The following is a 15,111-nucleotide window of genomic DNA, read 5'->3' as shown; positions in this document are numbered from 1 at the left end:
AGGCGCTTGTGCATCGCTTTTGACTGCTGCTTCCCTCTCGCGAGGGGTGATCCATAGAAACGCTGGATGCAGTCAGGTTCCCCGCGGATGCGGGGGTTCTCAATCACTTCGCATGGCCCGGAGGCCCTCATGAAGGTCGTATTGCAGTTCGAAGGAGCCGACCCGCGCGAGACCGTTTCCGTCGATGTCCAGTACCAGTTCGCCGGCCAGCCACGGGCTGTCCTGCCAGGCGGTGACGTCGACTCGGCGCTCCAGCGCGGCGATGGTGTCGTCTATGACATCGGGGGCCGTCATCGAGCGAGGAAGCGGCAGGGTGCAGCGGGCGATTTGCCGCGCCAACCACCATTTGGGGGTGTCGGCGGTGGGCACGAGTATCCCGCCGCCGTCGATCCACGGCGGGATGACCAGTCCTTCTTCGGTACGGACCAGTAACAGCACTTCCAGCGTTTCGCCGTCGGTGTCGCGGACGTGGCCTCGGGCGGTCTGGTCGTCCGCGTCCCCGACGCCGCCGGAGAGCCAGCCGATCAACGGGGTGCCGCGCTCGCCCACTGCGGCGAGACGGAAATTGTCGGCTTTGAGTTCCTTGGCGGCGAAGGTCTCGCGCTGCTTCACCTCCGCCTCGGCCAGCACCGGCTGCCACGCCTGCGGCCCCACTTCCGCCTCCCCGTACGCGGCCTGGGTGAGCGTGGCGATGTCGGCCGGCAGCCGCAGTGGTGCGCCGTCCAGATGGGGCAGAAGCACGGCGGCGCTGCGGAGCAGGGCAGCAGGCTGGTAGACCCGCCGTGATCCGGCGACCGGGGTGGGCGGCTCGACGCCCCAGTCGGCTCCGGTGATCCAGCAGGTCGGCTCGGCCAGCGCGGCCGGACGGGCGTCGCGGGAGTGCCGGTGCAGGCGGCCGATACGTTGCAGCACCAGGTCGACCGGTGCGAGATCGGTGATCAGCAGGTCGAAGTCGATGTCCAGGGACTGTTCGGCGACCTGACTGGCGACCACGATCTGCCGATGCGGCCGGCCGGCGCCGCCTGGCGGTCCGAACGTCTCGGCGAGCCAGCGGTCCTTGGTGGCCCGATCCACCGCCATGAACCGGGAGTGGGCCACCGCGACGGGCGTGTCCGGGCCGAACGCCGCCCGCAGATCGGCGGCGGTCTGCTGGACGCGGGCGACGGTGTTGCGGATGACCAGAGCGCAACCGCCGTCGCGCAACTGTTCGCGGAGAAGGCCGGCCAGTGCGGCGGGATCATCGTCGAGACGGCACAGCCGTACTTCCAGGCCCCGACCGGAGTCGGCGCAGCTGACGGCAGTGGCAGCGCGTCCTTCGGCCGAGGTGGTGATCAGCGGATAACGCAGGTCGGAGCGCACCACCGCGTACGGATCAATTTTGGGTTTGCCCCGGTCTCGCCAGGTGAGCGGGGGAGGCGGGCCGAGCCGGCCGTTGTCGTAGGCCGCCAGCAACTCGGCCCGGCGGTGTGCGGGCAGGGTCGCGGAGAGCACGACGACCGGTACGCCGTAGGCGGCCAGCCATTCCAGCGCACGGTCCAGGAAGCGGCCCATGTAGACGTCGTAGGCGTGGGCCTCGTCGATGACGACGACTTTCCCGGCCAGGCCGAGGTGGCGCAGGACCAGGTGTTTGCTGCGCAGCGCGGCGAACAGCAGCTGGTCGATGGTGCCGACGACGAAGCTGGAGAGCAGGCTGCGCTTGGATCCGGTCAGCCAGGCGTGTACGCCGATGCTGGTGCCGCCGGCGTCCTCGGCGATGGCGCTCGGCAGGGAAGTGTTGCGCAGGCTGTTGTACTCGGCGTTGAACGCCGCTTTGCCGTGGGCGAGCCGCACGTCACGGTGGCCCCGCCCGATCTGGGCATCAGGCAGCCGGCGTAGCCAGGACAGCATCCGGCTGAACATGGCGTCGCTGGTGGCCCGGGTGGGCAGCGCGAGGTAGCAGCCGGAAGCCCCGGTGCGGCGGGCGAGGATCTCGACCGCGGCCAGCGCGGCCTCGGTCTTTCCCTCGCCCATCGCCGCCTCGATGATCATCAGGCCTGGTGCGGGCATGACGGTGGCCAAGTCGGTGGCGACCTGCTGCACCGGGCGTGGCCTCGCACCGGCGGGCAGAGCGAAGCGGGTAGCGAACAGTTCGGAGACGTCACTCGGCGGCTGCGTCGGCAGCCATGGGCTGGGCAGGTCGACCTCAGCCCAGCCGGCGCGGAGCCGATCCTCGTCGGCGGCGTCGAGAACGTACGGGAAGAATTTCTCGTTGCTGGAGATCCAGTCGGCGACGATGACCAACCCGGTGAGGGCGGCCTGAACCGGCTGCGACAGCGGTGCACCGGCCCAGTCGTCGAGGTGATCGCCGGCGCCGGCCCGGTCGGTCATCCAGCTCAGCATCTCGCGTTGCACCTGCCGCCACGCCTCATCGCCGAGCAGGTGTTGGCGTGACGAAATGCCGCGGAGCGTCTCATGGGTGGGTGGTAGGCCATGGTGGCCACCGACCACGACGGCGTAGGTGTCCGGGTCGGTCCAATTCCGCTCGCTCAGCCATTCGGCGAGCACGATGTGCCCGGCGGCGTCGTGGCGAGCCTCCCGGCGGCCGGCACAGATCGACTCGTGGTCGAAGTCGAGCCCGCGGTCGCGCATCCGCCGCACCAGGTCGGTGCTCTCACGACGGAAAGTTGCCTGGACGGCGAAGGCGGGCGTGGCCTTGCCGATGTCGTGCACTCCGGCGAGCCAAACCGCGAGCGTACGGCCGGAAGCGTCGCCGCCGGGCAGTTGGTCGGCGATCCGGCGGCGCACGGCCGGGCTCAGCCAGTGATCCCACAGCCGGCCGGCGACGTCGGCGGCATCGGCCAGGTGCCGCCACAGCGGCAGCCAGCCGACCGTGGACAGACCCGTCCGATCGGTCTTTCCCCAAACCGATCGGGCCGCGTCGCTCAGGTCCACGCCGTGATGTCCGACGATGGTCATGACAGCGCCGGCAACAGTTCGCTGGGCCGGCCGCTGTGCGACAGGTAGAGCACGTCACGGGCCCGGGTCAGGGCGACGAACAGCAGGCAGCGTTCACGTTGCAGGTCTTGCCGGTTGGCGTGCGGATCGTCGGCCGCCGGGGTCACCGCGTTGGGCGCGGGCAACACCCCGAGGTCGAGGCCGACCACGGCGAGGCACCGGAACTCCAGCCCCTTCATGCCGTGCATCGTGGCTACCCGTACGCCGTCGGCGCCCTGCTTGTCGTCGGCGACCGGGATGTAGGCGCCGGCCAGGGTGGCGGTGATGGCCTTGACGAGCTTTCCGGTACGGGCGGCCACGCCGATCGCGTGCGGCTCGACGCCCTGATCCAGCCAGGTACCGACCCGCTCGATCAGCGCCTCGAACTCGTCGTCGCGGGTGGGATGGTTGCTCACCTGCGGCGTCTCGCCCCGGGTGACGGACCGGTAGCCGGCCAGCGTGTCCGGGGCGCCGTCCAGGCCGAGTACGGCGTCGGCGTCGAGAACCTTCACCGACAGGCCGAGGATCTCGTGGGTGGTGCGGTAGTTGACGGTCAGCCGGCGGGTCCGGCCACGTACCGCGATGCCGAGCTGGGCCAGCGAGACCTGGCTGTCGTAGATGCGCTGGTAGGGGTCGGCGAGCAGGAACATGTCGTTGTCGCCGACGGGTACCAGCGCGCGCAACAGGCGCCACTGCGCCGGGTGCAGATCCTGTCCCTCGTCCACGATGACGTGTCGATAGCCGCTTGGCGTACGCCCGGCGATGGCCGCCGCCTCGTCGGCCAGCTGGGTGTGGGTCTGCTTGCGCTGCTTGGCCAGTTTGGTGACCACCTCGGCGATCGCGGCCCAGACCTGATCGCGTTGGGCCCCGCGCAGCCCGGTACCCCGGCCCTTCCGCGCAGCCTCGCGGTAGGCGTCCGCGGTGCTCAACTGCTGGGCCAGGATCACCTGTTCCCACTCGTGCTTGAGAAACGCCGCGGTGCGACTCACCTGATCAGGACCTCTTCTGGCGGCTTCGTCCCAGAGGGGGTCGGTGTCCACGTCGGTGGCGATGTCGAACGTCTTGCCGCTACGGGTGACGATCTGGTGGGCGAGTTTGTCGACGCCGATCACGTCGATCCGGCCCAGGACCGTGGCATCGGTGGTGAGCAGTCGCAGCTGTTTGCGCAGGGCGTCGGCCAGAGCTCGGGTGTAGGTGGTCAGCAGCACCTTCGAGCCGTCGTCGGGCAACCGCTGGGCCAGGAAAACCGCTCGGTGCAGACCGGTGACGGTCTTTCCGGTGCCGGCGCTGCCAGTGATCAGAGCGGGCCCGGAGTAGGCCTTGCGATAGGCGACGTCGCGCTGGGCGGGGTGCAGGAAGGTGCGCCACACGTCGAACGGGTGCGCGAGGATGGCCTCCAGCTCCACCGGGCCGGACACGAAGGCGATCCGTTCGGGGGTGCGCTGAGCTGCGGTGAACAGATCGTCCGGGTCGACCTCGGTGACGATTCGTTCGGCCATCTCGACCCAGACTTCCTGTACGGACATTCCGCTGGCCAAGCCGCTCAGGACGTCGAACTGGCTCTGTGGCAGCAACGTGCTCAGGCTGTCCAACTGCTTGTCGGTCGTGATCAGCCGCAGCAGCGGCATCAGGCCGTTGTCCACCCCCAGGCGTTTGAGATCCGCGGCCGAGACCTGGTCGAACAGGCTCCCGGCGGCCGGTGGGGCTTGGCTCGCCTGGGTGAACTCCTCGATGCCGGCCTGGTCGCGTACCTCAAGGACGCCGAGCACCTGGTTGACAGTGAACAAACGGCTTACCGCGAAGGTGTTCGCGTCATCGTGGGGCAGCACGTTGAGCAGCGCGTACCGCTGACCACCGAGGGCCAGGACCACGCCGCGGTAGAACCGATCGATGCGGATGGTGCGGATGTGCGGGTCGCGCGCTCCGGCAAGCTTCTCCAGATGCAGGCCGGCGTGCGTGTGCTGGGAAAACTTGTCGATCGCGGTGAGCACCGCGTGCTGCACGGACCGCTGCAGCTTGGCGAAGGCAGGCAGAAATCCTCTGTCGACGGCCAACTCGGCCATACGCCCTCCCGATCGATATGCGCAGTCAGCCGATACGCCGCGACCGGCGTCCAAACGGCTAGGGGCGGGCGACGCGAGCAATGCGGCAGGCTGTCATCCCGAGCTGCGAACCACACTTGCACAGTGGACACGAACGCGCAACTTGTGAACTGGGTTTCCAAACTTTTGACGCGGAATGGCTTAAACAGGCGCGCGTCTGACGGTGGCCGGTTGCTACGGTGAGGCAGTGATAGCGGGCGTACGCCTCAAGAATCGGTACGTGCTGGAGCGCCATCCCCTGGCCCACCAGGGGATGGGCGAGGTCTGGCCGGCCCAGGACGACGAGCTCAAGCGCCCGGTCATCGTCAAGATGGTCGCGCCGTCCATGATGGATATCGAACTCGCGCAACGGTTCAAGCGCGAAGCCCGGCTGACCGCGCGCCTCGTGCACCCCGGAGTTCCTGCCGTCTACGACTTCGGCCAGCACGAGGGGCGCTTCTACCTGGTGATGCAGAGAATCCAGGGCGTCGACCTCTCCGACCTGATCGCAGAACACGGCCCGTTGCCGATCAACTGGGTGGCCGCCATCGGCGCGCAGATCTGCAGTGTTCTGATCGCGGCCCGCCAGATCGGACTGGTGCACCGCGACATCAAGCCGAGCAACGTCATGCTGGAAGCCAGCGGCGCCGTCAAAGTGCTCGACTTCGGACTCGCCGCCATCCACGGGGACGACCGCTACTCCCGGATCACCCGGAGCGGTGACAGCCTGGGGACCGCCGGCTACATGGCACCCGAGCAGATCGAGGGCCGTCCCACCGATCACCGCACCGACCTCTACGGTCTCGGCGCGACCCTGTACGACCTGCTCACCGGCAGTCCACCTTTCGATGGGGCAACCCCGACGATCACCATGCGGGAACAGATGCGGGCGTCGGCACCGCGCCCGGCAAAGCAGCGTCCAGAGGTCCCGGCTGCCGTGGACGACCTGGTCCACGCCCTGATGGCTCGGCAGCCACGGGATCGTCCGCTCCACGCGGCGGCGGTGTACCAAGTGCTGGCCCCTCTGGCCCGGGAACTGCCGCCCATTCCTGGCGTGGTCAACAATCAGCCCGATCCGGTTCGTGCGTACGCCGCGGTGGTCGGTCAGGTGCCATTGCCTTTGCCGGTCGAAGTCCGGGGAAGTCCGGCACCGGATGACGCCGACCCGGATCTCGCCGTGAAGCAAGCCGAGCGGCAGGCCCAGGAGCTGGCCGACTCCGGGAATCCGCGAGCTGCCGCCCGGAAATGGCGGCAGCTCGCGGATCACCGTGCGATCCAGCACGGTGACGAGGACGCCACCGCCGTCGAATACCGGCTTCGCGCGATCCGCCTCCATGCCGAGCTCGGCGAACACAGCCGAGCGTTACGCCAGTTGCGTGACCTGCAGGACCGGATCGGGATCGACGGTTCCGAGCATCCGGCCGCGTCAGCCGTCCAGCGTGAGATCGCGAAGCTCAGTGAGGCGGAACCCGACCGGCCGGCACGCCGAGCCGCACCGTCCTCACATCGCTGAACGTCGCCGGCAGCAGCGCTGCCTTCTGATCAGGGAACTTCTCGCCCCGATAGTGAAAGAGCATGGCGCAGCTCTGGCCACGTGTCTCGGTCGTCAGTGCGCGACGGGCCAGCGGCGAGTACATGCCACTGTGCCTGAGCCAGGCCGCTTCCTCGCCGTGGCCATCGAAACCGCGGCCGATCGCCGCGTGCCCGAACGCGTCGTGCACCGCCCGGAACATGTCGTTCTCGGCATCGCTGAGATACGGGTGTGGGTTGTCGGTAGCCGCGGTGGCGAAGACTTTGAGCTCGCGACGGATCAGGTCCTCGATCATGTCGCCCGCGTGCCTGTACGGGTCGATGTCCATGATCCGCACCGTCACCCCCAGCCCGCCGAACTCCTCAGGGCCCACGAGATATGCGTACTGCCGGATGGTCTGCCGGCGAAACGCCGCGTATGCGGCCTCGGCTCGTAGATCGTGAACCGGGGCGGCCATGTATGCCGCCGCGATCGCGGTCCCGAGGGTCGGATCGAGGCGAACGCGGGTGTAGTCGACGTCCTCTGGCCGGTCAAGGGAGCCCCATCGTCGCGTGCCGTCGGCCAAGTACGGCACCGGCGAGAACAGTTGCGTCGCTGCCGCCGTGGATGCGGATGAAACCAATCGTGTTCATGATCCTCCTCAGGTTGTCGGTACTCGGGTCAGAGGTCAGTCAGCCTGCGGCCGGACGACCCTCGGTTTTCGGGCCGTCGGAAGTGCTCTGCTCCTCGCGGATCGTCACGCCCAGCCTGCGGATCTCCGAGACCCGGCGATCGTGATGGATCTTGGCGAATTTCCCGATCGCCGTGCTGTGCCCACGTCTGCCGCCCATGGCTGATCTCCTTGTAAAGACCTTCATGTGAACCGCTCTTCAAAGGCACTATATCTGTGAACTCAGTTCACGGACTAGGGGGTTGTGCTAACTTTTCCCTGTGCATCCACAGCGAGCCCAGTCCAGTGGCGGTCCAACCCTGACCGCGAGCGGCATCGCGCGGCTCGCCAACGTCGGCCGACCGGCAGTGAGCAACTGGCGCCGCCGCTATGCCGACTTCCCGCCCCCGGTGGCCGGGACACCGGGCAGCCCGCAGTTCGACGCGCAGGCAATCGAGCAGTGGCTACGCAGCCAGGGCAAATTGCACCAGGCCAGCGTCGAACAACTGGCCTGGCGAAACATCGAGAACTACCAGCCGGCAGCTCAGCTCGAAGACGCCCTCATCGCCTCGGGCGCCTACCTGCTCGCGGCCGAAGACAGGCCGGGCGCGCTGATGTCGCCGAAACAGGTCCTCGCCCGGCTTCGCGCACTCGACCCCGGACTGGCCGAACTTGTCAGCCCGGTATTGCCCCCGCGATGGTCGTCACAACTGGTCACCGTGTTGAAAGCGGTCGCCCAACTCGGCCGGGAGCAAGAACCCGAGCTCGCCCTCGAATACCTGCACGACCAGTACGTCAGCTCGGCACAGTCACTGTCCGGCTTGGCCAACACCCCTGACAGCGTTGCCCGACTGATGCTTGCGCTCACCGGCTCCGGCAAAATCACGTTCGATTTCACCACCGGCACCGGATCGATCCTGCGCCTGGCCGCCGACCGCGCTGTCCGGGACGGCGTCCCCACCCGCTGCTACGGCCAGGAGATCAAACCGCAATACGCGCTGATCGCCCTGCTGCGCCTGTGGTTCGTGCACCGGCGAGCACTCAGGTCCGGCACGGCCGGGGCGCCACCGATCCTGCACGTCGGCGACAGCCTGCTCGCCGACGCGTTCCCCGAGCTGAAGGCCGACATCGTCGTGGCGAACTTCCCGTTCGGCATCCACGACTGGGGCCATGAACAGCTCGCCTACGACCCTCGATGGGTTCACGGCCTGCCCCCACGCACCGAACCGGAACTCGCCTGGGTACAGCACGCACTCGCCCACCTGCGCGTCGGAGGCACCGCGGCCGTACTCATGCCGCCCGCCGCCGCGCTGCGCCCGGCCGGCCGACGCATCCGCGCCGAACTCGTCCGCTCCGGCGCTTTGCGCGCCGTGGTCGCGCTTCCCCCCGGCCTGATGCCACCCGCCGGCATCAGCCTGCACATCTGGGTACTCACCCAGCCGGATCCGCAGCGAGAAACCAGTGATCGCCTGCTGTTCGTCGACACCACCGCCATGGCCCCGACCGGCTTCCTGACGGAGCCCGTCCTCCAGGCCTGGCACGACTACCTCTCCGACAGCGAAGGCAGCGAATCCAGCATTCACCGCGTCATCCCGGCCATCCAGGTCCTTGACGGACAGGTCGACCTGACACCGTGGCGATACCTTCCGCAGGCGGACCAACAGGTCGTTGATCCCACCAGAACCCTCGAAAAAGTCAGGGAATTCGAGGACCTCCTGCAACAGGCTCGCGCCAGCCTGCCCGCCGTCCAAACTGCAGAAACAACTATTTCGGTACGGGCGCGGCACGCCAGCATGACGGATCTGATCCGCACCGGCAGAATCGTCGTCCACCAGCGTGCCGGTTCGCGCTCCAGGACAGATGCGCCTCAGCCGTCGGGCAGTACGGTGCTAACCGCCGACGATGTCCTTAGCGGCGGGCCGGCCAGGGGTGTCGTCGACGACTCTTCGAGCGGTGAACCCGCGCCCCAGGTTCGCGCCGGCGACATTCTCGTCCCGGTCACCGGCCACGAACTCATCGCCCGCGTGGCCACCGTTGAGCAAGTCGGCGCGGAACTCGGGCCCGGGCTGCAGCTGGTGCGTGTCGACGTCACACAATTCGACCCGTGGTTTGTGGCCGGTGTCCTGTCGCGAACCCAGAACCTGCGCGTTGCCGGTCGAGCCTCCAGCTCCAGCAGCAGCATGCGCCGCATCGATGTCCGACGTCTCGCCATCCCGGTCCTGCCACTCGAACAGCAGCGCGCTTACGGGCAGGCCTCCCGGCGACTCGCCGAATTCCAAGCAAGACTCCGCGAAGCCGCCGAGATAGGCGAGACACTGGCTCGCGAGATCAGCGACGGCCTTCTCGCGGGATCTCTCATGATGGTCTGGACCACCGAGATGCCAGAGCCACCCGCAGCCGAGTAAAGAATCGTCGAATGGTTGGGGCTGGCAAATCTCGTCATCATCTGCTGGGTGAGGCAGGCGGCGGCTGGGCCTTGGCGAGTCGTTGCAGCAAGGTCGCCATGGGCCGTCAGTCCGGCTGACGGGAGTCGGTCAGACTGTACTATGCGGGTCAGGGCTAGTGAACGAATTTCGGCCGTAAGCTCTTCGGAGCCGCAGGTCAAGTAGCCTGCTCCCCGCGCCTGCGGGGGTGATCCGCCGCCCCACTTGACGAACATCGCGAACTCGTGCTGCTCCCCGCGCCTGCGGGGGTGATCCCTACATGCCCGGGCCCCGGCGTTACGTCAGCCACTGCTCCCCGCGCCTGCGGGGGTGATCCGTTGGCGTAGCCGCGGGTCTCCTGCCTGGTGCCCCTGCTCCCCGCGCCTGCGGGGGTGATCCCCAGAGTCAGCCGTTCGGCAACAGCATCGGCGAGCCTGCTCCCCGCGCTTGCGGGGGTGATCCCGACCTGATCACTGTGCTGAAGTCGACGTTGATCTGCTCCCCGCGCTTGCGGGGGGTGATCCGGCTAGCAAGGTCGGCGGTCGTTTCGCGGTCGGCTGCTCCCCGCGCCTGCAGGGGTGATCCGGAGCACGGCGACGCGTGTCTCCCGGTCCGGACCTTCTCCCCGCGCCTGCGGGGGTGATCCGGCGGCACAGGCCAAGCTGGACGAGGGCGGCACCTGCTCCCCGCGCCTGCGGGGGTGATCCGACGAACGGGCTCCTGAAACCGCAGGCGGGCCCGGCTCCCCGCGCCTGCGGGAGTGATCCCCGGACCCGACGTAACTGCGAGGCCAGCCGTTTCTGCTCCCCGCGCCTGCGGGGGTGGTCCCTTCTACGCCGCGCAGATCTACGTTGGCGCCGAGCTGATCCCCGCCCCGGCGGGGATGATCCCACCGAAGAGGTGATCGTGGGCCGGGCTATCGACTGATCCCCGCTCCTGCGGGGATGACCCCGACATCTCCAATGTCCGTCGGCCAGCCGCGCTCTGGTCCCCGTGCCTGCGGGGTTGATCCGCGTACGAGGACGGCACGCCGGCGAAGTGCAGCAGCCGACCTTGTATGTGGGCGTAGGCGCTCATCGTGGCCAGTTCGGCCACGACGATCAGGGCCAGCCAGCCGGGGCGCGGGATCCGTTGGCGCTCACTCAGCGCTGCACACGCCTATGTGATCGCGATCGGCGAGTCACTCCGGCCCGCCGGTCGGCTCATGCGTGACCCGGATCGCCGGGCTGGCGGGGGACCGGCTCGCGCCCGTGATCAGCCGCCGGGCGATGGCTGCTTCGATTTGCGATCCGCCGGTTACCCCCACGACGCGATTCGTCAGTGCTGCTGTCGACAGACCCTCGTCGTCGCACGGTAGCCGGTTCTCGATCGAGCACGCGTGGCGGCGGGGGACCGAACGGTGCCACCGGCCCCCGAACCACGCCCGGTCCGCCGGATCACACGGGCCCTGGTCGCAGTTGGCGTGAGGACCCCAGGCACCCGGCAGGAGCGTTTACGACCTGTCGGCCCAGATCTTTCGGGATGCCGACACGGGATCGGCGGCAACCGAGACGGGAAGGTTCCAGATCCGGGTAAGCGCCTCTCCTTCGCGATACTGCGGCCAGCCGGGGTCCCCGGTCGCCACGAACGCCGTCATGGACTTGCGGAACTGCCCGGCCAGTTCAACGGCCTCGGGCGACGACGAGCCGCCGAGGATCATCCCCGCCATGGGTCCCTCGAAGTTCCCGAACAGCAGTGGCACGTCGAGCAGATGGCAGGCCCCGAGCGCCCCGCCGAAAGCCGGAGCCGGCCAGGTCAGCTCGTAGCACCAGCTGCGGCCGGGGTGCTTCTCCGCACACCACGTCGCCGGCATGCGGAAGAACCCGTCCGACTGGATGAGAAGGTACAGGTCGGCGTCCGACGTGCCGGGGTATGCGGCCCGATAAGCGTCGAGTGACACGCCGTGCGACGCCGCGACTTCGGCCAGGTTCACAGCGTTCAGGTCTTCGTTCATCGCCAGGGCGAAGAACCGATACTCGTCACGGGCGTACCCGTTGATGAGGTCGACCTCCGCGCGCAGGCCATGCCATGGCTGGTCGCGTACCAGGTCACCGTCGATCACCAGCCCGTACGGCGTGACCTCGCGGCCGGTCAGCTGGACGGCGTGGATCGCCTCGGCTGGCGTCGCCGTGAACGCCTCCGCGGTCAGCGGCAGGCCGAGCGCCCCCGCGATCCGTTCTGCGGTCTCACGTGCCCGCTGCTGGGTGTGGAATCCTTCCGCGACGCTCTGTGCGATCGCCCGGCCGAACAGGCCGCGCCCGGCCTCGGCCGCGGCCAGCGCGACCACCGAGTTGGCGCCCGCGGACTGTCCGGCGAGCGTCACGTTGCCCGGATCGCCGCCGAAGTGCGCGATGTTCTCCTGCACCCATCGCAGCGCGGCGAGCTGGTCGAGCAGGGTCCGGTTCGTCGGCGCGTCCGGCAGCCAGCCCAGACCCTCGAAACCGACCCGATAGTTGAGGGTCACCACCACGATGCCTTCGCGGGCGAGGTTCGCGCCATGGTATTCGGGCTGGCTCGCGGAGCCGAAGATCGACGCTCCGCCGTAGAGCCAGACCATCACCGGGAGCCGGCCCGCCCCGGGGTCGGGCGTCCACACATTGACGGTGAGGCAGTCGGTGTCGTCACCGGGATGCCACAACGCCGGCAGGGGCGGCATCTGAGCCTGCGGCGGCGCGGCACTGAAAGTGAGGGCGTCGCGGATGCCGTCCCAGCTCTCATGCGGTTGTGGTGCCTGGAATCGGCGAGGGCCGTCCAGCGGCGCCGCGTAGGGAATGCCCAGGAAGGCGCTGATGCCGTCGTCCGTGCTGCCTCGTACCGTGCCCTGCGCCGTCTGCGCCATGATCAGTTCCACAACCTGGAACTGACGGCGCCGGGCCGGTGAAGTTCAACAGAGCGGCCGGCCGAACTGTGCTGCTTTGTCGGCACCGGTGTGTCCGCACTGGCCTCGACCGCGATGACACCGAACGGCCCGCGTCAGGACAACGGCTTGCCGCCGGTGACGCCGAGGACCTCGCCGGTGACGTAGCTGGATTCCTGGGAGGCGAAGAAGACGTACGCCGGTGCCAGTTCGGCCGGCTGACCGGCCCGGCCCATCGGGGTGTCCGCGCCGAACGACTCGACTTTTTCGGCCGGCATGGTGGCGGGGATGAGCGGCGTCCAGATCGGGCCGGGCGCCACGGCGTTGACCCGGATGCCTTTCTCGGCCAGGTCGGCGCCGAGGGCTTTGGTGAAGGCGACGATGCCGGCTTTCGTGGTGGCGTAGTCGAGCAGTTGCGGCGATGACTGGTAGGCCTGGATCGATGCGGTGTTGATGATGGCCGAGCCCGGTTTCAGGTGCGGCACGGCGGCTTTGCTGAGCCAGAACATGGCGTACAGGTTGGTCTTCATGACCCGGTCGAACTGTTCGGTGCTGATGTCGGTGATCCCGCCGGGCTGGGCCATCTGGTAGGCCGCGTTGTTGACCAGGATGTCCAGGCCGCCGAGTTCCCGTACGGCGTCCTGCACGATCCGCGCGCAGTGGGTTTCGTCGCGGATGTCGCCCGCCACGGTGACGGCTCTGCGACCGGCTTTCTCGACCAGTTGTGCGGTCTGCCGGGCGTCTTCTTCCTCGTCCGGCAGGTAGGAGATCAGCACGTCCGCGCCTTCGCGAGCGAAGGCGATGGCGACCGCGCGCCCGATCCCGGAATCACCGCCGGTGATGATCGCCCGTTTGCCGGTCAGCCGCCCGCTGCCCCGGTAGCTTTCCTCGCCGTGGTCGGGTTCGGTGTCCATCTCCGTGGTGAGGCCGGGATGCGTGATGCCGTCGCTGTCCTGCTCGTCGGGACCGCGGAACTGTTTCTGCGGATCCTGCCGGCTGTGCTGGTCCTGTGTCACGGTGTGCCTTCCGGGCTCGGGATGGTGTCGCGCTACGGCTACCCCACCAGCACTCGGATACACGATTTCATCCGCACGTAATTACGTTCCGTCATCAGGGCGGGGGACAAGATCGACGATCAAAACCCGATTTGCGCGTACGGCCGTTGCCGCCGAAATTTCCACGCGGGCGTCGCTCGCTCGGCTCCCCGGCGGCTCGCTGAGACGCCCGATCATCGCGTGCGCGCCCGCCGGGGTGGGCACCGAGGACGGATATCGATACCGAGGGAGTAGCTCTCAAGCATCGATTGATCGTCGATCAGGCGTCGAGGGCGCGGGCGGGTGGGTTGTCGCGGCCGGTGCCGGCTTTGAAGCGGAACGTCTTGTGCGTGCCGTCGCAGAACGGTTTGTCGGCCGACTTGCCGCACCGGCACAGCGCGATCGTGGCGCGGGCCGGGTCGATCGGTTCACCGTCGGGAGTGCGCAGCTGGAAGTCGCCGCGCACGATCAGCGGGCCGTCCTCGTACGGAATGATGGTGGAGGTCATGGCCGCCTGGATTGCCGTTTCGGGAACTCGTAAACGGGAATCCGGGCGTTCATGAAATTGCCGTCGCCACGCGGGCCGCTGTCCGAAAATCTGGTCGATGTTCTCCACCGTGGCTCCGGTGACCTGAGCACCGAGCCCGACGGTGACGAGGACGTCCAGCTGTCACTGTTCATCTGCTACGAAATGGCCTATCGGGGCTGGGACGGCGTGGACGACGAGTGGGAGTGGCATCCGTCCTTGCTGCGCGTGCGGGCCGACCTGGAGCAGCGGTTCGGGGAGCGTCTGGGCCGTCCGGAGCCGGCCGATCCGCAGGGTGTCGCGGCCGCGCTGGCCGCGATCGTGGCCGCCGACGACGGGCCGTCGATGTCGGGCTATCTGCGGGGGCGGGCCACCCGTGAGCAGTTCCGCGAGTTCGTGGCGCACCGCTCGGTGTATCACCTGCGCGAGGCCGACCCGCACACCTGGGCGATCCCGCGGCTGGGCGGGCGGGCCAAGGCCGCTCTGATCGAGATCCAGCTCGACGAGTACGGCGGCGGCGTCACCGGGCGCATGCACCAGGAGCTGTTCAAACAGACGATGGCCTGGTTCGACCTGGATCTCACGTACGGGGCGTACGTGAACTGGGTGCCCGCGAGCACCCTGGCGGTCAACAACCTGATGTCGTACTTCGCTCTGCACCGAGCCCGTCGTGGGGCGATCCTCGGCCACCTGGCCGCCTACGAGATGACCTCGTCACTGCCGAACCGCGCCTACGGCAACGGCCTGCGCCGCCTGGGCGGGGATGCCCGGGCGACGGCGTTCTACGACGAGCACGTGGAGGCCGACGCGGTGCACGAGCAGATCGCCGCCCACGACCTGTGTGCCACGTTCGCCGCCGCCGAACCGGAGTTGGCCGGCCAGGTGCTGTGGGGCGCCCGATGCGCTCTCATGATCGACAACTTGTGGGCGCAGGACGTACTCGACGCCTGGGCCGAGGGCCGGTCCGCACTGCGCCAGTGAGGGCGTCACCTGAACGA

The 15,111-nt window shown here is 68.4% G+C and carries 10 protein-coding genes and 1 CRISPR repeat array; of the genes, 3 read left to right on the top strand and 7 right to left on the bottom strand.

What is annotated here, in order from left to right; genetic code table 11:
• Window positions 1–99: 99 nt before the first annotated feature.
• Both cas3 and ACSHV8_RS24080 read right to left on the bottom strand, forming a co-directional pair.
• Window positions 100–2,955: a CRISPR-associated helicase Cas3' gene (gene cas3, locus ACSHV8_RS24085; RefSeq protein WP_436536022.1), complete on the bottom strand. Its 2,856-nt coding sequence runs from the start codon at window positions 2,953–2,955 to the stop codon at window positions 100–102.
• Window positions 2,952–5,036, bottom strand: a complete 2,085-nt coding sequence (locus ACSHV8_RS24080) for a UvrD-helicase domain-containing protein (protein WP_436536021.1) — start codon at window positions 5,034–5,036, stop codon at window positions 2,952–2,954. The genes cas3 and ACSHV8_RS24080 overlap by 4 nt, the downstream gene beginning before the upstream one ends.
• 226 nt (window positions 5,037–5,262) lie before the next feature.
• Here ACSHV8_RS24080 and ACSHV8_RS24075 point away from each other — a divergent pair, with 226 nt between their 5' ends.
• Window positions 5,263–6,567, top strand: coding sequence for a protein kinase domain-containing protein (locus ACSHV8_RS24075; RefSeq protein ID WP_436536020.1), 1,305 nt, complete (start codon window positions 5,263–5,265; stop codon window positions 6,565–6,567).
• Here ACSHV8_RS24075 and ACSHV8_RS24070 read toward each other — a convergent pair.
• Both ACSHV8_RS24070 and ACSHV8_RS24065 read right to left on the bottom strand, forming a co-directional pair.
• Complete coding sequence (locus tag ACSHV8_RS24070; protein WP_436536019.1) at window positions 6,509–7,207, bottom strand: hypothetical protein; 699 nt, start codon at window positions 7,205–7,207, stop codon at window positions 6,509–6,511. The genes ACSHV8_RS24075 and ACSHV8_RS24070 overlap by 59 nt on opposite strands.
• Window positions 7,208–7,256: 49 nt before the next feature.
• Window positions 7,257–7,415, bottom strand: a complete 159-nt coding sequence (locus ACSHV8_RS24065) for a hypothetical protein (RefSeq protein ID WP_436536018.1) — start codon at window positions 7,413–7,415, stop codon at window positions 7,257–7,259.
• A gap of 100 nt (window positions 7,416–7,515) precedes the next feature.
• On the opposite strand from ACSHV8_RS24065, the gene ACSHV8_RS24060 reads away from it, so the two are divergent.
• Complete coding sequence (locus ACSHV8_RS24060) at window positions 7,516–9,639, top strand: N-6 DNA methylase (RefSeq protein ID WP_436536017.1); 2,124 nt, start codon at window positions 7,516–7,518, stop codon at window positions 9,637–9,639.
• 205 nt (window positions 9,640–9,844) lie between these two features.
• Window positions 9,845–10,119: direct repeats of the CRISPR family, unit length 28 nt; unit sequence CTGCTCCCCGCGCCTGCGGGGGTGATCC.
• Window positions 10,120–11,149: 1,030 nt separating this feature from the next.
• On the opposite strand, the gene ACSHV8_RS24055 is transcribed toward ACSHV8_RS24060, so the two are convergent.
• The 3 genes from ACSHV8_RS24055 to ACSHV8_RS24045 form a co-directional block, all read right to left on the bottom strand.
• Window positions 11,150–12,547 (bottom strand): carboxylesterase/lipase family protein, encoded by a 1,398-nt coding sequence (locus tag ACSHV8_RS24055; protein WP_436536016.1) that lies wholly within the window; start codon window positions 12,545–12,547, stop codon window positions 11,150–11,152.
• Between the two features lie 122 nt (window positions 12,548–12,669).
• Entirely contained in the window at window positions 12,670–13,569 is a 900-nt protein-coding gene (locus tag ACSHV8_RS24050; protein WP_436536015.1) for an SDR family oxidoreductase, read from the bottom strand.
• A gap of 298 nt (window positions 13,570–13,867) precedes the next feature.
• On the bottom strand, window positions 13,868–14,095 hold the full coding sequence (locus tag ACSHV8_RS24045; RefSeq protein WP_436536014.1) for a CDGSH iron-sulfur domain-containing protein: 228 nt from the start codon (window positions 14,093–14,095) through the stop codon (window positions 13,868–13,870).
• A 51-nt stretch (window positions 14,096–14,146) separates the two neighbouring features.
• On the opposite strand from ACSHV8_RS24045, the gene ACSHV8_RS24040 reads away from it, so the two are divergent.
• Window positions 14,147–15,094 (top strand): iron-containing redox enzyme family protein, encoded by a 948-nt coding sequence (locus ACSHV8_RS24040; protein WP_436536013.1) that lies wholly within the window; start codon window positions 14,147–14,149, stop codon window positions 15,092–15,094.
• Window positions 15,095–15,111: the final 17 nt, after the last annotated feature.

Origin of the sequence: Actinoplanes sp. HUAS TT8, from assembly GCF_051380535.1 — a bacterium.
Classification (GTDB): Bacteria; Actinomycetota; Actinomycetes; order Mycobacteriales; family Micromonosporaceae; genus Actinoplanes.
The sequence above is the reverse complement of the archived record's forward strand: the minus strand, read 5'-3'. Positions and strand labels throughout refer to the sequence as shown.